Origin of the sequence: Candidatus Neomicrothrix sp. (assembly GCF_035329545.1) — a bacterium.
Lineage (GTDB): Bacteria > Actinomycetota > Acidimicrobiia > Acidimicrobiales > Microtrichaceae > Microthrix > Microthrix subdominans.
Genome location: NZ_DAOLGP010000006.1, coordinates 77852 through 96213 on the forward strand (window position 1 = coordinate 77852; position 18362 = coordinate 96213).

20 protein-coding genes are annotated in these 18362 nt (G+C 68.3%); 15 read left to right on the top strand and 5 right to left on the bottom strand.

Annotated elements, in window-relative coordinates:
* Positions 1-33: 33 nt before the first annotated feature.
* From PKD89_RS05340 to PKD89_RS05355, 4 genes are all read left to right on the top strand, one after another.
* A complete protein-coding gene (locus PKD89_RS05340) occupies positions 34-1785 on the top strand; it encodes a 2Fe-2S iron-sulfur cluster-binding protein (protein WP_289012690.1) in 1752 nt (583 codons plus the stop codon).
* On the top strand, positions 1782-2747 hold the full coding sequence (locus PKD89_RS05345) for a hypothetical protein (RefSeq protein ID WP_289012689.1): 966 nt from the start codon (positions 1782-1784) through the stop codon (positions 2745-2747). The genes PKD89_RS05340 and PKD89_RS05345 overlap by 4 nt, the downstream gene beginning before the upstream one ends.
* A gap of 232 nt (positions 2748-2979) precedes the next feature.
* Positions 2980-3360: a RidA family protein gene (locus tag PKD89_RS05350; RefSeq protein WP_287376357.1), complete on the top strand. Its 381-nt coding sequence runs from the start codon at positions 2980-2982 to the stop codon at positions 3358-3360.
* 9 nt (positions 3361-3369) lie between these two features.
* Positions 3370-3528, top strand: a complete 159-nt coding sequence (locus PKD89_RS05355) for a hypothetical protein (protein ID WP_287376360.1) — start codon at positions 3370-3372, stop codon at positions 3526-3528.
* A 3-nt stretch (positions 3529-3531) separates the two neighbouring features.
* Here PKD89_RS05355 and PKD89_RS05360 read toward each other — a convergent pair whose 3' ends face one another.
* Together PKD89_RS05360 and PKD89_RS05365 are read right to left on the bottom strand one after the other, a co-directional pair.
* A complete protein-coding gene (locus tag PKD89_RS05360; RefSeq protein WP_287376363.1) occupies positions 3532-4293 on the bottom strand; it encodes a winged helix-turn-helix domain-containing protein in 762 nt (253 codons plus the stop codon).
* Positions 4294-4309: 16 nt separating this feature from the next.
* Positions 4310-5686, bottom strand: a complete 1377-nt coding sequence (locus PKD89_RS05365) for a glutamine synthetase family protein (protein ID WP_287376365.1) — start codon at positions 5684-5686, stop codon at positions 4310-4312.
* A 177-nt stretch (positions 5687-5863) separates the two neighbouring features.
* Here PKD89_RS05365 and glnII point away from each other — a divergent pair, with 177 nt between their 5' ends.
* The 9 genes from glnII (at position 5864) to PKD89_RS05410 (ending at position 16036) form a co-directional block, all read left to right on the top strand.
* Positions 5864-6883, top strand: coding sequence for a glutamine synthetase GlnII (gene glnII, locus PKD89_RS05370; protein WP_289012688.1), 1020 nt, complete (start codon positions 5864-5866; stop codon positions 6881-6883).
* 177 nt (positions 6884-7060) lie between these two features.
* A complete protein-coding gene (locus PKD89_RS05375; protein ID WP_289012687.1) occupies positions 7061-8818 on the top strand; it encodes an NAD+ synthase in 1758 nt (585 codons plus the stop codon).
* 161 nt (positions 8819-8979) lie between these two features.
* Positions 8980-10101 carry a hypothetical protein gene (locus PKD89_RS05380; protein WP_287376372.1) on the top strand — a complete coding sequence of 374 codons (1122 nt, stop codon included), beginning with the start codon at positions 8980-8982 and terminating at the stop codon, positions 10099-10101.
* Between the two features lie 98 nt (positions 10102-10199).
* Positions 10200-12434 (top strand): molybdopterin oxidoreductase family protein, encoded by a 2235-nt coding sequence (locus PKD89_RS05385; protein WP_324332301.1) that lies wholly within the window; start codon positions 10200-10202, stop codon positions 12432-12434.
* Positions 12431-13048 carry a 4Fe-4S dicluster domain-containing protein gene (locus tag PKD89_RS05390; RefSeq protein ID WP_287376373.1) on the top strand — a complete coding sequence of 206 codons (618 nt, stop codon included), beginning with the start codon at positions 12431-12433 and terminating at the stop codon, positions 13046-13048. The genes PKD89_RS05385 and PKD89_RS05390 overlap by 4 nt, the downstream gene beginning before the upstream one ends.
* Positions 13045-13587 (top strand): ubiquinol-cytochrome c reductase iron-sulfur subunit, encoded by a 543-nt coding sequence (locus PKD89_RS05395; RefSeq protein WP_289010352.1) that lies wholly within the window; start codon positions 13045-13047, stop codon positions 13585-13587. The genes PKD89_RS05390 and PKD89_RS05395 overlap by 4 nt, the downstream gene beginning before the upstream one ends.
* A 47-nt stretch (positions 13588-13634) precedes the next feature.
* Positions 13635-13907: a hypothetical protein gene (locus tag PKD89_RS05400; RefSeq protein WP_289010351.1), complete on the top strand. Its 273-nt coding sequence runs from the start codon at positions 13635-13637 to the stop codon at positions 13905-13907.
* Complete coding sequence (locus PKD89_RS05405; RefSeq protein ID WP_289010350.1) at positions 13900-14580, top strand: HPP family protein; 681 nt, start codon at positions 13900-13902, stop codon at positions 14578-14580. The genes PKD89_RS05400 and PKD89_RS05405 overlap by 8 nt, the downstream gene beginning before the upstream one ends.
* Before the next feature lie 91 nt (positions 14581-14671).
* A complete protein-coding gene (locus PKD89_RS05410) occupies positions 14672-16036 on the top strand; it encodes a flavin monoamine oxidase family protein (protein WP_289010349.1) in 1365 nt (454 codons plus the stop codon).
* 1 nt (position 16037) lies between these two features.
* On the opposite strand, the gene PKD89_RS05415 is transcribed toward PKD89_RS05410, so the two are convergent.
* From PKD89_RS05415 to PKD89_RS05425, 3 genes are read right to left on the bottom strand one after another with little or no spacing between them, the layout of a single operon-like run.
* Entirely contained in the window at positions 16038-16361 is a 324-nt protein-coding gene (locus PKD89_RS05415) for a type II toxin-antitoxin system PemK/MazF family toxin (protein ID WP_324332302.1), read from the bottom strand.
* Positions 16355-16600, bottom strand: coding sequence for a ribbon-helix-helix protein, CopG family (locus PKD89_RS05420; protein ID WP_289010347.1), 246 nt, complete (start codon positions 16598-16600; stop codon positions 16355-16357). Before PKD89_RS05420 ends, PKD89_RS05415 begins: the two co-directional genes overlap by 7 nt.
* 32 nt (positions 16601-16632) lie before the next feature.
* A complete protein-coding gene (locus tag PKD89_RS05425; protein WP_289010346.1) occupies positions 16633-17070 on the bottom strand; it encodes a hypothetical protein in 438 nt (145 codons plus the stop codon).
* Here PKD89_RS05425 and PKD89_RS05430 point away from each other — a divergent pair.
* Positions 17064-17309, top strand: coding sequence for a hypothetical protein (locus tag PKD89_RS05430; RefSeq protein ID WP_289010345.1), 246 nt, complete (start codon positions 17064-17066; stop codon positions 17307-17309). The two genes, PKD89_RS05425 and PKD89_RS05430, sit on opposite strands and share 7 nt — an antisense overlap.
* 12 nt (positions 17310-17321) lie before the next feature.
* Positions 17322-18341 carry a class I SAM-dependent methyltransferase gene (locus tag PKD89_RS05435; RefSeq protein WP_289010344.1) on the top strand — a complete coding sequence of 340 codons (1020 nt, stop codon included), beginning with the start codon at positions 17322-17324 and terminating at the stop codon, positions 18339-18341.
* Positions 18342-18362: the final 21 nt, after the last annotated feature.

Consider the following 18362-nt stretch of genomic DNA (forward strand, 5'->3'; position numbering starts at 1 on the left):
ACCAAACAGCACTCGACGGCCGTCGGTCTCACGGTGAGTTCACTCACGCTGGTGGTCGACGGCGTCACCGTCGAGGTACCCGAGGGCACCCCCACGCTGCTCGACGCACTGCGCGACCATGCCGGCGTCATCTCGGCCAAGGATGGGTGCAGCCCGCAGGGTCAGTGCGGGTGTTGCACCGTGCTGGTCGATGGCGCCCCTCGAGTGGCCTGCGTGACCCCCGTGCGGCGCCTGGCCGGACGCTCGATCACGACGTTCGACGGGCTGGACGTCGACCGGCGTCGGGCGTGGACCGACGCCTTCCTGGCCACCGGGGCCTCACAATGCGGCTTTTGCACCCCCGGGATCATCTGTCGGCTCGAGGGCCTGGCCGCCAAGACGGAGCGCGGCGCAGCGGCGCGTTCGGGGTCGGATGGGGCGCCGGAGACCCCGGTGCGTCTGGAGGCCCCGGCGGTTCAACGGGCGCTCGCCGCCCACCTGTGCCGCTGTACCGGCTGGCAGACGATCACCGAGGCTGCACTCGGTGTCGGCGAGCTGACCGCCCCCGAACGTGACGACGCTGCGGTGACCCGCGCTGCATTCCGGGCGGTGATCGAGGGCGGCGCACCCCAGAGCGTCGGCGCCGACGTGGTGGCGGGCCGAGCCGGTTTCGCCGCCGACGCCGCACCGGCCGATGCCGTCGTCGTCGTGCCCGACGGAACGGGGGGCTGGACGGCGGGCGACACGCTCGCCAGCGCCCGTCTCGCATCGGGCAAGGTGCAGGGGCGGCGTTCCACCGTCGCGACAGCGCCCCCGCTGTCGGTGCCCGAGGGCGACTGGGCGGTGCGGCTGAGCACCTCATGGGTTGAGCCGGCCTACCTGGAGACCGATGCCTCCTGGTGCGAACCGGGCGGCGAGCCCGCCAGCCCGCTGGCCAACGGTGGCGCCTTCGGCGGCAAGATCGAGCCGGTGTTGTCCGGCGATTCCGGCGCTTCCGCAGGCGGGGTTCAGCGCGTCGGCGTGGATGCGATCGCCCGGGAGTGGGCCGACCGTCTCGGCCGGCCCGTGCGGGTTTTGCTCAGCCGGGAGGATGTCGTGCGGTTGGGGGCCAAGCGCCCACCGATCGCAGCGGGGCTCCGCAGTGACGGCTCGGGCCGTGTGCTCGTCGGCTGGTCGGGCCCCGCCGACCCGTCACCGGCCGTCGCCCGCATCGAGGCGGTGTTGCCCGCCGCCACGGTCGAGGTGGTTCCGATCGCCGGACCGTCGACGTCGGCGGAGCTGCGCGGGGCGGGCTGGGCGGAGGCCCAGACACTGGCGGTCGCGCTGGCCGGCACTGCGCCCGACCGGGTGAGCGTCACCGCTCCGGAGGGTGGGTGCGCCACGATCACCGCATTCGGTCCCGACGGCATCGACGTGACCGTCTCGGCCGGTACGCCGCTCGATGAGGTGGTGTTGCGCTCGTACGCGATCGGCGCCGTCCACGCCGGGCTCGGCTGGGTGTCGACCGAGGGCCTGGCGGTGGACGAACAGGGCGAACCCCAGGACCTCACCATCCGCTCGTTCGGGATCCTCAAGGCCTCCGAGTTGCCGCCGGTGTCGATCACGATCGACGACGATGCCCTCGACGAGTCGGCACGTCCGGTCAGCACGGCGGTGTTCGCCGCGGTGGCCGCGGCCGCCTGGTCGGCCAGCGGATTCGTGTCCGCCTGGCCGCTCGGCGGACTCCCCTGGGGCCGGCCGCCGCGAGCCCGGCAGCCCGGGTCCCCGGCGCCGCGCCCCCAGGCACCGGACACCGAACCGACGTGAGCGCCAACAGTGGCCGCGCACTGGTGGCGATGTGTCGCTCCCTCGCCCAACGTCATCGCTGGACGGTGTCGACCAGCGGCGCCGACTGGGTGGTCCGGATCGAGGACCGAGCCGGTCACCGGGTGGGCATCTATGGGTACTCCTTCGATCTCAACCCGGCGGCGGTCGCCCTGATCTGTGACGACAAGGTGGCCACGGCGCAGCTGCTCGCCGCTGCCGGGGTGGCGGCGGTTCCCCACGAGCTGGTGATCGCCCCCGAGTTCGGGCGGTGGGTGGGCCAGTCATCGGTTGGGCGGCGCACCGACGAGCTGACCGGCCAGTTCGGCTGGCCGCTGGTGGTCAAGCCCAACGACGGCACCGGCGGGGCCGACGTGTACCGGGCCGCCGACCGTGGCGCTGCCGAGGTGGCGCTGAGCAGCATCCTCACCCGCCACCGGGGTGCGGCCCTCGGCCCCTGGCGCGAGGTGACCGCCGAACACCGGGTGCTCGTCGTCGACGGCTCCACCCCGCTGATCTACCGCAAGGACCGGCCCAGCGTCACCGGCGACGGAGCGTCGGCCGTGATCGAGCTGGTGTCGGCTGCGGTGGTGGCCGGTGGGATCGGGCCGGACACCGTTCGGGACTGGATGGACACCCACGACCCGTCGCTGCTGCGCCGGGTGCCGGCCGACGGTGAGTTGGTGCACCTGGGACTGCGCCACAACCTGGGCGCCGGGTCGATCCCGACGCTCGTCGATGACGGACCCCTCGTCGACGAGCTTTCCCGGCTGGCGCTGTTGGCCGCAGCCGAGCTGGGGGCGGTGTTCTGCTCGGTCGACGTCGTCGACTCCGAGGCGGGACGAGAGGTGCTCGAGGTGAACTCCGGCGTCATGTTGGAGCGCCTGGCCACCGAATCGCCGGCCTGGTGGCACCGGGCGGAGGCGGTGTACGAGTCGGCGCTGCTGCTGGCCCTCGACCCCTGACCCCGGACGGCATCACCCTCAGGCTGCACCCAAACCCAAACCCGACCCTGCGCCCGACCCTCCCACCGCCCAACTGGGGAGCCCGGAGCGCGCTCTGGCGGTCGTGTGGGCTCCCGAGTTCGCAGCTCGTGCCCAACTGGGGAGCCCGGAGCGCGCTCTGGCGGTCGTGTGGGCTCCCGAGTTCGCAGCTCGTCCCCTGCGCTCCCCAGTTGGCCTGTGACACCCTGGGGGCATGAGCGACACTCCGATCGGGCCGTATTCACCGTGGGTTCGAGCCGGGGAGTGGGTGATCCTCTCGGGTCAGATCGGCATGATCGACAACACGATGGCCGACGGGCTGGGCCCGCAGTGCGACGCGGCGCTGGCCAACCTGGGCCTCCGCCTGGCCGAGGCGGGGCTGGTGCCAACCGACGTGGTGAAGACGACGGTGTTCATGGTGTCGATGAACGACTACGGCGTCATCAACGAGCATTATGCGGCGTTCTTCGACGGTCACCGGCCGGCCCGCTCGGCCGTTGCGGTCTCGGCGCTGCCCGCAGGCGCACTGGTCGAGATCGAGGCCTGGGCGCACGCCCCGCTCGGGGACCGGGAGCGCAGCGCAACCGCTCGCTAGGCTGGCCGCATGCTTGGTGCGCTCATCATCGTCGTCGTCCTCTTGGTGGTCATCCCCGTGCTCGTCATGGCGACGAGCCCCATCCTGGCCGCCGCATTCGGTCAGACGCTCACCGCTGATGCCGAGGCCCGCCATGAGGGCTCCGAGCTGATCGAGCTCAACACGTAACGGCTACCCCTCCGGTCCGGATTCGTGGCGACCGAAGCGATATCCCACCGACCGCACGGTCTGGATCATGCGGGCGTGCTCCTCGCCCAGCTTCGAACGCAGGCGACGGATGTGCACGTCGACCGTGCGGGCCCCGCCGTAGTAGTCGTATCCCCAGACCCGGCTCAACAACACCTCCCGGCTGTGCACCCGGTCCGGGTTCTGGGCCAGAAAGGCCAGCAGCTCGTACTCCATGTAGGTGAGGTCGAGCGTTCGTCCGGCGATGCGGGCCTGGTAGCTCTGGGTGTTGAGCAGCAGCGGCCCGTAGTTCACCAACTCGGACGCGTCGTCGGACGCTCCCGAGAGGAGGACGGCTGCACCGGCCGGGGCGGACGTGGCCAGCAGGTGGGCGAGCCGGGCCGCCGCTTCGGCCGGATGAAAGGGCGTGAGGCAGAAGTCGGCGAACAGGTCGTCGCGGCCCTCCAGCTCGCCCAGGCGGGTGCCACCGACGAGCACGAGCACCGCTCGCAACGGTGGCTCCCGGCGGGCGAGGGCCGTGAGCACCGCCCAGGCCGGGTCGGAACCGTCGTTCTCCGAGGCCGGATCGGCCGTGCCGAAGCCACGATCGACCAGCTCGACGATGGCGCCACACGGTTCGCCCTCGGCATTGCGAGCCTCCAGGTCGTCGGCGACGGCGCACCAGGGCCGGCCGGCCAGGTCGAGCAGACGGGCAAGGTCGGGGGAAGGGCGCGGGTAGACGAGCAGGTCGCCCGCGCTGTCGCTCATCTGTCCGCCCACCGGCTCACCACGCTCGCAGGTAGCGGTCGAGTTCGAACTGGCTGACGTGGGCCTTGTAGTCGGCCCACTCCGAGTTCTTGTTGCGCACGAACCACTCGAAGATGTGGGGTCCCAGGGTCGATCGCACCAGCGAGGAACCCTCCATCACCTCGAGGGCCTGGGCCAGCGATTTGGGCAGCGTGGCGATGCCGAGGTCGGCCCGCTGATCCTCGCTCAGCAGGTGCAGGTCGTCGGGGGCCTCGGCCGGTAGCTCGTAGCCCTCGCGCACGCCCCGCATGCCCGCTGCGAGGATCAGCGCAAACGCCAGGTAGGGGTTGCAGGCGGCGTCGGGGGAGCGGAACTCGATCCGGGTGGAGGAGTGCTTGTGGTGCTTGTACTCGGGGATCCGCACCAGCGCTGAGCGGTTGTTGCGGGCCCAGCTGATCGAGTTGGGCGCCTCGAATCCGGGCACCAACCGCTTGTAGCTGTTGACCAGCTGGTTGGTGACGGCGGTGATCTCGGCGGCATGGCGCAGCAGTCCAGCGACGAACGCCCGGCCGACCTCGGAGAGCCCGTACGGGTTGTCGGGGTCGTGGAAGGCGTTGGCGTCGTCGCGGAACAGCGACATGTGGGTATGCATGCCCGAGCCCTGCTGGTCGGCGAGCGGCTTGGGCATGAACGTGGCATGGATCCCCTCGGCGTGGGCCTCCTCGCGCACCACCATGCGCAGCGCCATCACGTTGTCGGCCATCGACAGCCCGTCGTCCCAGGTCAGGTCGATCTCGTGCTGACTGTTGCCGTCCTCGTGGAAGGAGTACTCGACCGGGATCGCCATCGCCTCCAGTCGCCCGATCGTGCGCCGGCGCAGGTCCGAAGCCACATCTGCGATCGTCACGTCGAAATAGCTGGCCTCGTCGAGCGGTTCCGGGGGACGGGACGGATCGCCGGAGAGGAAGTAGAAGAACTCCACCTCGGGGGCACACATGAACTCGTATCCGGCCTCGCGAGTCTCGGCCATCACCCGGCGCAGCACCGCTCGCGGGTCGCCGGGGTAGGGCTCGCCGGCAAGCGTTTCGATGTCGCAGAACATCGTGGCGGTGGCAGGATCGCCGTCCCGCCCGGAGCGCAGCACCCCGAAGCTGGACGGGTCGGGCCGGGCCAACACGTCGCTCTCGTGCACCCGGGAAAACCCGTCGATCGCCGAGCCGTCGAACTGCAGCCCCTCCTCGAACACGGTGTCGAGCTCCACTGGCGAGATCACCACCGACTTCATCTGGCCCAGCACGTCGCAGAACCACAGTCGGATCAGGCGGATGCCGCGCTCCTCCACCGTGCGTAGCACGTAGTTGCGTCGGGCGGAGCTGTCGGGCCGGTCGGGTCCGCTGGGGGTCGCAGGCGTCATGGATGCCATTTCACCATGGGCGTCACGCGTTGACACCTCCGATCGTGCGCTGCGGCCATCTGTTCACATTCCCGTGACATTCGGGTCATGACGCCGAAACGCAGCCCGCCGATCATGGTGTTCGTCAACCCCCGTTCATGCCCGGCGCGCTGCGCCGCCACCCCGAGGAGCCCACCGATGGCCTACCGAGCCGAATACATCTGGATCGACGGAACCGAGCCCGTGCCCCTGATCCGTTCGAAGACCAAGATCGTCCCCGACGGCACCGAGCTGGGACTGTGGGGCTTTGACGGATCGTCGACCAACCAGGCCCAGGGCGCCAACAGCGACTGCGTGCTCAGCCCGGTGTTCATCACCCCCGACCCGATCCGCAGCGGCGACGACAAGCTGGTGCTGTGCGAGGTGCTCGTGCCCGACACGCTGTTGCCGCACCCGACCAACAGGCGAGCCGCAGCGGTCGAGGTGGCCAAGAGCTTCGCCGACCAGGAGCCGTGGTTCGGCATGGAACAGGAGTACACGTTCTTTGAGGAGGGCCGACCGATGGGCTGGCCCAAGGCCGGTTACTACTACCCCGCCCCCCAAGGCCCCTATTACTGCGGGGTGGGGGCGATCGAGACCGCCGGGCGCCGGATCGTCGAGGCACACGCCGACGCCTGTCTGGCCGCCGGTCTGGCCATCTCGGGCACCAACGCCGAGGTGATGCTGGGTCAGTGGGAGTTTCAGATCGGTCCGGTGGGCACGGTCGAGGTGGGCGACCACATGTGGATGGCCCGCTACCTGCTGTACCGGATCGCCGAGGACTTCAACGTCAACGCCTCGATCTCCGCCAAGCCGATCGAGGGCGACTGGAACGGCGCCGGCTGCCACACCAACTTCTCGACCAACGCGATGCGGGAGAGCTACGACGCGGTTATCGCAGCGTGCGAATCGCTCGGTGCGCCCGGCAAGCTCGAGGAGCACCTGGCCGCCTACGGCCACGGCTATGAGGCCCGTCTCACCGGCGATCACGAGACCGCCCACTACTCGGAGTTCCGTTACGGGGTGTCCGACCGGGGCGCCTCGGTGCGGATCCCGTGGCAGGTCGCTCAGGATCAGAAGGGCTACATCGAGGACCGTCGACCCAACGCCAACATCGACCCCTACGAGGTGGCAGCGCTGATGACCAACACGGTGTGCTCGGCCTGGGCCAAGCGATAGCCGAACCGTCTGGACGCCACTCCGACCATCCAACCTCACGGGAGGTGTGGAGGTGTGGAGGTGGGAGGTGTGGAGGTGTGGAGGTGTGGAGGTGTGCCCACCATTCTGGCGGGCACACCTCCACACCCGAGCGCTTCGGCGGGTTCCCGCTGGGAGGTCACTCGGTAAGGTCACGCGATGCCCACGTTGCGTGTCGCCCTCGGCCAGATGAACCCGCACGTGGGCAATTTGCCCGGCAACATCGCCCGGTTGGGCGAGCTGTACGACCAGGCCGAGGCTGCCGGGTGCGACCTGGTGGCGTTTCCCGAGCTGGCCGTGCCCGGCTACCCGTCTGAGGACCTGTTGATCCGGCGGGGGTTCCTCGAGGACAACGTCGAGGCGCTCGACCGCCTGGTCACCCGCACCGGGCGATGCGTGGCGCTGCTCGGTTACGCCGACGATGACCTGGCCATCGATTCGGTGGGCGGCATCCGCACGGCCAACACGGTGGCGGTCGCCTCGGACGGTGTGATTCACGGTCGCTACCAGAAACAGCGACTGCCCAACTACGGCGTGTTCGATGAAGACCGTTACTTCACCGAAGGTCCCGAGGATCAGCCGCTGTTTCGCATCGGTGGCCTGGTCGTCGGCGTGTCGATCTGCGAGGACATCTGGTACGTCGACGGCCCCCCCACCCATCAGTCGGCGGCGGGCGCCGACGTGCTGATCAGCTTGCACGCTTCGCCTTTCGAGGAGGGCAAGGTGGCCGTGCGCGAGGCCCTGTTGTCCGACCGGGCGCGCCGGGCGGGCATCCCGGTCGTGTACGTCAACCAGGTCGGCGGGCAGGACGAGCTGATCTTCGACGGTGCGTCGACGGTCGTCGACGGCGACGGCGAGGTGCTCGCCCGGGCACCCCAGTTTGTCGACGACCTGATGATCGTCGACCTCGAGTTGGAACCCCGCGGCCTGGAGATCGCCCTGCCGCTGGTGACGATCGAGCCCGGCGCCGCAGCGCCGTCCGAGCTCCCGTCGATCGATCCCCCGACGATCGCGCTGGAGCTGCCTCCCGACGCCGAGGTCTGGGAGGCGCTTCGTCTCGGGCTGGCCGACTACTTCGCCAAGGGCGGCTTCACCGATGCCTGCCTGGGGTTGTCGGGCGGGCTCGATTCGGCCCTCGTCGCCATGCTGGCCGCCGATGCACTGGGCGCCGAGCACGTGCACGCCGTGTCGATGCCGTCGCAGCACTCCTCCGAGCACAGCCGCGACGATGCCGCAGCACTGGCGACCAACCTTGGGCTCGACTACCGAACCATCGCCATCGCGGACGTCTACGGGTCGTTCATGGGTGAGCTGGCCCCGAGCTTTGAAGGGACCGAGGCCGACCTGACCGAGGAGAACCTGCAGGCCCGCATCCGCGGCACCCTGGTGATGGCGCTGTGTAACAAGTTCGGCTGGCTGGCGCTGGCGACGGGCAACAAGTCCGAGTTCGCTGTCGGCTACTCCACGCTGTACGGCGACAGCAACGGCGCGTTGGCCCCGATCGGCGACATCTACAAGACCCGTGCCTTTCAGCTGGCGCGCTGGCGCAACCAGCTGGCGGTCGAGCGGGGCGACACGCCGCCGATCCCCACCTCGACGATCATCAAGGCGCCGTCGGCCGAGCTGCGCCCCGACCAGCGCGACGACCAGAGCCTGCCGCCCTACGACGAGCTCGACGTCGTCCTGGAGCGCTACGTCGACGACGACTTCACCGTCGAGGAGCTGCTCGAATCCGGCGCCGATCCCGAGTTGGCCCGGTGGGTGGCCCGCCTGGTCGACCGCAACGAGTTCAAGCGGCGCCAGACGCCCTTCGCCCTTCGGGTGACGCGCAAGGCCTTCGGTCGCGACCGACGGATGCCCCTGACCAATGCCTACTCGGAGGTCCGCTGGGCTGCGGATGAGGTGATCGCCGACTGACGCCGAAGGTGATCGATTCGTCGGGTGGGGCATCCAGCCTGGCCGCCAAGGTGTGAATGCAGAGGGTTGCCGAGCGGCGTGACCGACGACCGGTTTGAGCGATCCGGTCATGGCTGAACAAATCGCCTAGGTTGACGAGCATCCGAGCGAAGGGTGCTCCCGTGGCGCAACCAACCGCCCAGCAGACGCGACCGACCCCTCCACCGCCTGCGGCCCCACGGCGGCAGGCGTCCTACGCGGCGGGCTCGTGGCGATCGAACGTCGACGTGCGCGCCGGTGTCATAGCTACCGCTGCGGTCGTCGTGCTGCTCGTTCTCGTGTACCTGGGCAGCGGCGGGCTGAAATGGTTTGATGCGGCACTGGCCGGCTACCTGGTCGGGGTGGTGCTGGCGGTATTCGCCACCGTGTATCGCTACCTGATCTGGATCAAGCGGCCGCCCACCGCCATGCTCCAGCGTCGCGGCTGGGAGTCGTTCCGCCGGTCGGGCAGCCGGGGCAAGAACGTGGTCGGCCTGGGCGGGCTGGTCGTCACCAACCTGCTGACCCAGGGCTTCATCCGGCGCCGCTCGACCTCGCGCTGGGCGGCCCACCAGCTGGTGTTCTGGGGCTGCATCCTGGCGGCGCTCGTCACCTTCCCGCTCACGTTCGGCTGGGTGCACTTCGAGTCGGTCGGCCAGCAGGGTGGCCGCTACGAGGCCTTCCTGTTCGGAGTCGGCAGTGGCACGTTTGAGGCCGAGTCGGTCATTGGTTTCACCACGTTCCACCTGCTCAACATCGCGGCGTTTCTCGTCATCGCCGGCGTGGTCATCTTCCTCTACCGGCGCCTGAACGATCCGGGCGCCCTGGCGGTCGAGCGGGCCGGCGACTTCGCAGCCCTGGCCGGACTATTCGCCGTGTCGATCACCGGGCTGTTCCTCACCGCCAGCTCGCTCTGGTTGGAGGGCAAGTACTACTCGTTCCTCAACAACCTGCATGCCCTCACCGTGATCGTCGGGTTGATGTACATCCCGTTCGGCAAGCTGTTCCACATCTTCCAACGCCCGGCCAACCTGGGCGTGAAGTTCTACCAAGATGAGGGCAGGGAGGGCGGGGGACAAACCTGTAGAAGCTGCGACAAGCCCTTTGCCACCGAGATGCAGGTCTCCGACCTCAAGCAGGTCCTCCCCGAGCTGGGCTTCGATTACTCCGACGGGGCAGGCGGCAACTGGCAGGACACCTGCCCGGCGTGTCGGCGCGGTCAGGTGGCCCTGGCTCAGACCGCCCGGGTCGGTGGTTTTGGATGAACCCAGGCCCGACTGTTCTCGGCACCGACTTGGCGAGGGAGCCACGTATGTACCTGTTGAATTCCACCGCTACCCAGCACCTGACTGGAGTGTGACCAGTGGCAACCAAGCCCGTCACCGACGAAGAACTGATCGAAAAGTACGGCCCCCACCTCAACCAGGCGCCTCCCGGTGGCTGGAATGCCGGGTTGAAGGTCGAGAAAGAGGTCGAGACCCACTGCTGCTTTTGCGGCCAGCAGTGCGGCATCAAGTTGAAGGTGGCCAACAACGAGGTCGTGGGCTTCGAGCCCTGGTACGACTTCCCGTTCAACGAGGGCAAGCTGTGCCCCAAGGGCGTGAAGCGCTACCTGCAGGGCAGTCACCCCGACCGGCTGCTCGACCCGCTGGAGCGCGACCCGTCGTCGCCCGGTGGGTTCCGCACCATCACCTGGGACGAGGCGCTCGACCGCACGGTCGCCGAGATCCGCCGCATCCAGGACACCTACGGCAGGGACAGCTTTGCCATGCTGTCCGGTGTATCGCTCACCAACGAGAAGTCGTACCTGATCGGCAAGTTCGCCCGCCTGGCGCTGCAGACCGCCAACCTGGACTACAACGGACGCCTGTGCATGGTGTCGGCCGGGGCCGGCAACAAGAAGGCCCTCGGCATGGATCGGGCGTCCAACCCGTGGAGTGACATCCCGCTGGCCGACGTCGTGTTCGTCGCCGGTGCCAACGTCGCCGAGTGCGCGCCGATCACCACCAGCTACATCTGGCGTGCCCGCGACCGGGGTGCCAAGCTGATCGTCGCCGACCCTCGGGTCACCCCGCTGGCCCGCACGGCCGACGTGTTTCTCGGGATCAAGCCGGGCACCGACTCGGCGCTGATGGGTTCGATCCTGCACGTGCTGATCGCCAACGACTGGATCGACCACAACTACGTCGACGCTCACACGGTCGGCTTCGCCGAGTCGGCGGCCGCGGTCGCCGACTACACCCCGGAGTGGGCGGCCGGGATATGCGGCGTGCCCGCCGACCGCATTGTCGAGGCGGCCCGTCTGTGGGGCACGTCGGCCACCGGCATGCTGCTGCACGCCCGCGGTATCGAACACCACTCCAAGGGTGTCGAGAACGTGCTCAGCTGCATCAACCTGGGCCTGGCCACCGGCAAGTACGGCAAGCCGGGTTGCGGGGTCACCACGATCACCGGCCAGGGCAACGGCCAGGGCGGGCGCGAGCAGGGTCACAAGTGCGACCAACTGCCCGGCAACCGCGACGTCGAAAACCCCGAGCACCGCGCCTACGTGGCGTCGGTGTGGGGCTGCGACGTCGACGAGATCCCCGGCAAGGGCATCACCGCCCCCGAGATCATCGAGGCGATCCACGAGGGCGAGATCAAGGGTCTGTTGTCGATCTGCTTCAACCCGGTCGTGTCGCTGCCCGACTCCAACTACACCAAGGCGGCGCTCGAGAAGCTCGAGTACTACGGCAACATCGACTTCTTCCTGTCCGAGACCGCCCAGTACGCCGACATCGTGTTTCCCGGCTCGCTGCACGAGGAGGACGAGGGCACGGTCACCACGGTCGAGGGCCGTACGGTGAAGATCAACGCGGCAACCGATCCGCCCGGCAACGCCTGGCGAGACTGGGAGGTTTTCACCGAGCTGGCCAAGCGGCTCGGTCGGGGCCAGTACTTCGACTATTCGAACACCGAAGAGATGTTCGAGGAGATGAAGGTGGCCTCCCACGGAGGCACCGCCGACTACAACGGCATGACCTGGGAGCGCATCGTCGACGAAAAGGGCATCTTCTGGCCCTGCCCCGAGGAGGGTCACCCAGGCACGCCACGGCTCTACGAGGGCGGACAATTCGCGCACCCCGACGGCAAGGCTCGCTTTCATCCGATCACCTACCGTCCACCCGCCGAAGTGGTCGATGACGAGTACCCGGTGTGGTTGACCACCGGCCGGGTGATCTCCCAGTACCTGTCGGGCACCCAGACCCGTCGCATCAAGCCGCTGGTGGAGCAGTACCCCGAGCCGCTGTGCGAGATGCATCCCAGGTTGGCCGCCAAAGTGGGCGTCGCCGACGGCGACCTGGTGCGGGTCAGCTCGCGCCGGGGCGAGATGGTTGCGCCGGCCCGAGTGGTCGAGTCCATCCGTCCCGACACGGTGTTCCTCCCGTATCACTGGGCCGGCAAGAAGTCGGCCAACCAGCTGACCATCCGGTCGCTCGACCCGATCTCCAAGATCCCCGAGTACAAGGTGTGCGCGGTAAAGGTGGAGAAGGCCGAGGGCCACGTCGAGATCCGGGACCGTCGGGTCCATACCCTCCAGGAGAAGGCACGCAGATGACCTCGTTGATCTCCGACAAGATGTTCGTCATCGACCAGAGCCGTTGCATCGGCTGCGAGTCGTGTGTTCAGGCGTGCGAGGAGTGCGGCACCCACCGGGGGCAGTCGCTGATCCACCTCGAGTACCTCGACCGGGGCGCCAACACCCAGACCGCCCCGATGGTGTGCATGCACTGCGAGGACCCCACCTGCGCCGAGGTGTGCCCCGCCGATGCCATCAAGCAGAACGAGGACGGCGTGGTGCAATCGGCGCTGAAGCCTCGCTGCATCGGCTGCTCGAACTGCGTTGTCGCCTGCCCGTTCGGGGTGCCCAAGTACTTCGCGCTGCCCGACCAGATGATGAAGTGCGACATGTGTTACGACCGCACCTCGGTGGGCCTGGCCCCGATGTGTGCCTCGGTGTGTCCCAGCGAGGCGCTGTGGTACGGCACTCCGGCCGAGTTCGAAGAGACCCGCACCGGCGAGCTGATGTTCGAGTTCCAGTTCGGCCGCCAACTGGTCCCGACCCAGGTGGCCACCGTTGTTCGCGACCCCAACCAGGGCCCGGTCGACGTGATGGGCGGACAACCGACGGCCGGGTGGCAGGACGACCCGTTTGCATTGGAGGGTGAGTGAGCAACGAACCTCAACCGGAGGATGGCCCGGGGGGCGCGAGCGCCTCCGGCGGTCAGCCAGGCGACCCATTGTGGCGGGATGAGTTTCCGCTGACCAGCGAGGGTGAGGACTATGTCGCACGTCGCGACTTCACCCGCTACCTGATCGCCGCGTCCGGCGTGTTCGCCGCCGGCGCGGTCGGGGCGGGCACTTGGGCGACCATGCAGCGGGCCAACACCGGCGAGGCCAAAGCGATCATCAAGGAAGCTGACATCCCCGAGGATGGCGAGTACCTGTTCAAGTACCCGGGCGACGACGATCCGGCGATCCTGGTGAAACTGCCCAACGGAGACCTGCGGGCCTTCACCCAGAAGTGCACCCACCTGGGATGCGTCGTCTACTACAAGCCCGAAGAGGCAACGTTGTACTGCCCCTGCCACCACGGCTTCTTCGATCCCGACTCGGGCGCAGCCACCGCCGGACCACCCGACCGCCCGCTGGCGGCGATCGACGTCGAAGTGCGGGGCGACACGGTGTGGGCGCTGGGGATCGAAACATGAGCACTGTCGAGCCGCATGCTCCAGCGACCGGGGCGAGCTCCCCCGAGATGAGCGCTCCTGCGGGCCCGCACGTGCGCGGTGGTACTCATCGTCCGGTTGGTCGTGCGGCGGTCGCCCCGCCGGACCGGTCCCGGTACAAGCGCTCGGGTGGCATCGCGGCCTACCTGCTCGTGATGGTGTCCCTCCAGATCTTCCTGCTCGTCGTTGCGGTCGAAGGGGTGCTGGCCCACGAGGGCGGCTTGGCCCGCGCTGCGGCCGGCCTGTCGGTCGGCCTGTGGCTGATCGTCGTGGCGCTGAGGCGCCTCATGCCTCATGAGTGAGCCGACGAGGGAGCAAACCGGCGCCGATCACCCAACACCGAAGGGCTCTGGCGACCTGGCGTCGAAATCGCCGCGCTCGGGGCCGATCGGTGGCGACATCTCCGCCATCGTCGAGGGCTTCGGCACCCGGTTCCGCATCCCGGTCCTGGTCAGCCGCCACTCGCAGACGTCGGTGATGGGCCTGTTCGCCCTGGTCAACGGGGTGCTGTCGATCGCGCTGATGTCGATGGCCGCCGTCGTCACCGGGCAGGCGTTCATCTTCCCGTCGCTCGGGCCGACTGCGTTTCTTCTTTTCTATACGCCGACCCTTCCAGCAGCGTGCCCTCGCAACACGATCTTCGGCCACGCCATCGGCGTCGCCGCCGGGTACCTGGCGCTGGTCATCTTCGGGCTGACCGAGGCCGCACCGGCCCTGGCCACCGAGGTCACCTGGCCACGGGTCGGTGCGGCGGCAGTGTCGCTCGGCCTCACCAGCGGGTTCATGGTGTGGTTCAAGGTGCCCCATCCCCCCGCCGGAGCCACGACGCTGATCGTGTCGCTCGGCATCCTGAAGACGCCCGCCCAGCTGACGGTGTTGATGATCGCCGTCGTGTTGATGGTGGGGCAGGGCATGGTGATCAACCGCCTGGCCGGCATCGACTATCCGTCCTGGGCGCCCAGGCGTCCCGCCTGAGCGGGTCTGCACCTCCCGCTGGGGAGGGCTGGACATGGTGGTTCTGATCGAAGCGATGCTCGACTGTTGATCCGGCCGGTACGGTTGAGCCATGCGGGATTCTGGAAACAGGGTGATCGTCGTCGGGGCCGGGCTGGCGGGGCTCAGCGCCGCCCGCCGCCTGGTGACCCAGGGGTTCGAGGTCACCGTGCTCGAAGCTCGAGACCGGGTGGGCGGGCGCACCGAGGGCGCAGTCACCGCCGACGGCACGTCGATCGAGCTGGGCGGGCAGTGGGTCGGCCCCACCCAGGACCGCATGTACGAGTTGATCGCCGAGCTGGGCCTGGAGACGTTCCCCACCTACAACGAGGGTCAGACCCTGGTGCAGTTGGGCGGCAAAACCATGCGCATGGCACCCAAACGGGGGGCGGTTCCCAAGCTCAACCCGTTCGTGCTGGCCGACCTGGCCCAGGGCATGGCCCGCTTCAACCGGGCGGCCAAGACGGTGTCGCTCGACGAACCGTGGATGTCCAAGGAGGCGAAGCTGCTCGACGGCCAGACGTTCGAGACCTGGATCCGCAGCCACCTGCACACCCCCACCGGACGGGAGTACTTCCGGGTGGCCTGCGAGGCGGTGTTCTCCACCGAGTCGACCGACCTGTCGGCACTGCACGCGCTGTTTTATGCCCATTCGGGCACCGACCTCGACACGCTTCTCGGGGTGGACCGGGGCGCCCAACAGGATCGCGTGGTCGGCGGGACGATCCGGATCGCCGAGACGATGGCCGCCCAGCTGGGCGACCGGGTGCGGCTGAACACCCCCGTGCGTCGGATCGTGCACGACGGCGACGGCGTGCGGGTCGAGACCACCTCGGGCGAGGTGCTCGAGGGACACCGGGTGATCGTCACCCTGCCGCCGACGTTGGCCGGCCGCCTCGAGTACTCGCCGGCGTTGCCGTCGTGGCGGGATCAGCTCACCCAACGGCTGCCGGCCGGCTCGGTCGTCAAGCTGTACTGCGTCTACCCGGAGCCGTTCTGGCGCGCCGACGGCCTCAACGGGCAGGCCGCGTCCGACGAGGGCCCGGTGAAGGTCACCTTCGACAACACGCCGCCCTCGGGCACGCCGGGCATCCTCGTCGGGTTCATGGAAGCCAACGACGGACGGACCTGGGTGCGGCGCCCGCACGCCGAGCGTCGCCAAGCGGCCATCGACTGTTTCGTCCGCTATTTCGGCTCCCAGGCCGCCGATCCTGTCGAGTACCTCGAGCGGGACTGGATGGCCGAGGAGTACAGCCGTGGCTGCTACGGCGCCCACTTCACGCCCGGCGTGTGGACCGCGTTCGGCCACGCGCTCCGGGAGCCGGTCGGCCGAATCCACTGGGCGGGCGCCGAGTGCTCACCGGTGTGGAACGGCTACATGGAGGGGGCCGTCCGCTCGGGCGAGTCAACCGCCGACCAGATCGCACGCCTGTTGTAGGTCAGTACAGGATGTCGAGGGCGTAGCGCAGTGCGGCGTCCAGCTCCGCTCGTGTGGCAACGTCCAGGCGTCCAACCGGTTTCGAGTCGAACAACGACAACGGCACCGTTACCAAGGCATCACAGGCGATGACGCTGGGCTCGGGGAGCCCATGGGCGGGACCGACCCCCACCTCGCTCCGAATTCCTCGGATCGTCCGGGTGATCGGCGCACACGTGATTGCCGTCAGGCTGCCGAGCGCAGCATCTCGAGTGAGCACGCACACGGGACGTCGACCCGACGGCGGGCCCAGGTCGGCCCAGAACACATCGCCTCGCGCTACCACTCCGGGGGGGTTTGTGCGGCCAACCGTGCCGCCGACTCGACGAACGCCGGGTCTTGGGGAATCCGTCGATAGGCATCCTGCAACTCACGGTCGGCCTGGGCTAGTTCCGTCGCTTCGAGGACGGCCGCTGCGCCGCGGCGGAGGAGTTCGGAGCGATTGGTGCCTTGCTCAGAGGCGACTTGGTCGAGCCGTTCCACCAGGTCGTCATCGAGTTGGACCAGGACTTCTCGTCGCGCCATGTGCATATGGTATGTCATATGTGTCGACGCATTTAGAGCGAGGTCGTAGGAGCTTTGTGGCGGAGTCGCCACCAGCGGGCAGTCTGCTCGGAGGCGGCTGAAACGGCGACGATGAAGAGTGCCAGCAGCAGGCTGGCGATGCGCGCCGGCCACGAGATGCCGCAAACGTCTGTCTCGTCCAAGCAGAACCCGCCGAAGTGGACGAACTGGGTCAGGTACGCGACGGCCAGTAGGCCCACCACCCACAGGGTGACGAACAAGCCGCGAACCCACGGTCGGGCTTCCGTCGCCAGGCCTGTCCCCACCGACCCGGCCAGGAGGATTGGGGCTCCGATGATGAGCAACGTTGCCCACCAGAAGATCGGGGAGGCGGTGCCGAACCCGGACTCCGGGGCACCCCAAACGATCAATCCTGCGACCCAGGAGAGGCACACCAGGCCGGCCGCCCCCGCCCAACGGATCGGTGACATTGCGATCAACCGGCGTTGACGTCGTGGCCGAGCGGCGCCAAAAGGCGGGCGACGATCAGCTCGGCGGGGTGACGATCCACCCGATCACGTTACCGGTCGAGCAGCAGCGAGGCTTCTCCCGTCAGTCCGCCCCTGAGTCGCCGCTGGCCGACTACGTTCCCTTCGGGGAAACGGCGGGCGACCGTGCGGATCAACCCGCAACGGGCGTGGGGCGATTCGCTCACTGCCGCGACATATGAGGGGGACTCAGAGTGAAGCAACACCAGCCCACCACGATCGTGGACCGACTCAGGGCGTTCGGCGACCTGTGGCGACTGTCCGACGAGGACTACCACGCCTACATGGGCACCTACACCGAGCTGTTTACCGACTCGCCGGAGAACACCAGGGCCGACTACGAGGCCGGCATCGCCATGAAGGGCTACGACCAGGGCTCGAGCGACGAGATCAGCCAGTTGTACAAGGTGATCCACATCATGTGCACGCTCGGCTCGGTCGAGAAGATGTACATGCCGCCGACGGTCGACCCGACCAAGTCGGTGCTGGAGAATCAGATTCTGTTCGAACAGATCGTGGCCGACGACCTCGACGTGAAACCCGGCGCCAAGGTGCTCGACCTCGGCTGCGGCTGCGGTGCGATCGCCGAACACATGGCCGAACTGACCGGCGCCGAGCTGTTCGGTATCAACATCGACCGCTCGCAGATCGCCAAGGCCTGGCGCAACCCCAACCTGAACGGGGCCAACTTCAACGTCGGCGACTTCAACGTGCCGCTCAACTTTCCGGACGAGAGCTTCGACGCGGTCTACGCCATCCAGCCGATGACGTACGTGACCAACCTGGAGGCCACATGTCGCGAGGTGCTACGGGTGCTCAAGCCGGGCGGTCGCTTCGTGGTCAACGACGTCGCCGCCCTCGACGCCTACGACCGTGACAACGCACACCAACGGGGGCTGATCCAGGACACCCGTGAGCTCACCGTTTTTGGCGGGTTCTGGTACTACAAGTACTGGGAGGACGCCTACCGGGAGGTCGGATTCGAGCTGCTCGACTCGGAGGGCAGGAGCGCCGTCGAGATGATCAAACGCGAGGTGTCCCTGTACGGCAAGTACGAGGCGGCGGTGGCGGCGCTGGCCAAGGTGCACATCATCCCCAAGAAGGTCAACGCCATGATCCACCGCATGAACACCAAGGCCGACTCCTACATCCAGGCCGAGGAGGAGGAGCTGCTCACCCTCAACTGGAAGACGGTCGCCAAGAAGCCGGGCTGACCGTTCGGGTACCGTCTTGGT

What these genes read in the sequence shown, in the direction of transcription:
- PKD89_RS05350 (WP_287376357.1), top strand. Translation starts at nt 2,980, where the DNA reads ATGAGCGACACTCCGATCGGGCCGTATTCACCGTGGGTTCGAGCCGGG.
- PKD89_RS05355 (WP_287376360.1), top strand. Translation starts at nt 3,370, where the DNA reads ATGCTTGGTGCGCTCATCATCGTCGTCGTCCTCTTGGTGGTCATCCCC.
- PKD89_RS05360 (WP_287376363.1), bottom strand. Translation starts at nt 4,293, where the DNA reads ATGAGCGACAGCGCGGGCGACCTGCTCGTCTACCCGCGCCCTTCCCCC.
- PKD89_RS05365 (WP_287376365.1), bottom strand. Translation starts at nt 5,686, where the DNA reads ATGACGCCTGCGACCCCCAGCGGACCCGACCGGCCCGACAGCTCCGCC.
- glnII (WP_289012688.1), top strand. Translation starts at nt 5,864, where the DNA reads ATGGCCTACCGAGCCGAATACATCTGGATCGACGGAACCGAGCCCGTG.
- PKD89_RS05375 (WP_289012687.1), top strand. Translation starts at nt 7,061, where the DNA reads ATGCCCACGTTGCGTGTCGCCCTCGGCCAGATGAACCCGCACGTGGGC.
- PKD89_RS05390 (WP_287376373.1), top strand. Translation starts at nt 12,431, where the DNA reads ATGACCTCGTTGATCTCCGACAAGATGTTCGTCATCGACCAGAGCCGT.
- PKD89_RS05400 (WP_289010351.1), top strand. Translation starts at nt 13,635, where the DNA reads ATGAGCGCTCCTGCGGGCCCGCACGTGCGCGGTGGTACTCATCGTCCG.
- PKD89_RS05405 (WP_289010350.1), top strand. Translation starts at nt 13,900, where the DNA reads ATGAGTGAGCCGACGAGGGAGCAAACCGGCGCCGATCACCCAACACCG.
- PKD89_RS05410 (WP_289010349.1), top strand. Translation starts at nt 14,672, where the DNA reads ATGCGGGATTCTGGAAACAGGGTGATCGTCGTCGGGGCCGGGCTGGCG.
- PKD89_RS05420 (WP_289010347.1), bottom strand. Translation starts at nt 16,600, where the DNA reads ATGGCGCGACGAGAAGTCCTGGTCCAACTCGATGACGACCTGGTGGAA.
- PKD89_RS05425 (WP_289010346.1), bottom strand. Translation starts at nt 17,070, where the DNA reads ATGTCACCGATCCGTTGGGCGGGGGCGGCCGGCCTGGTGTGCCTCTCC.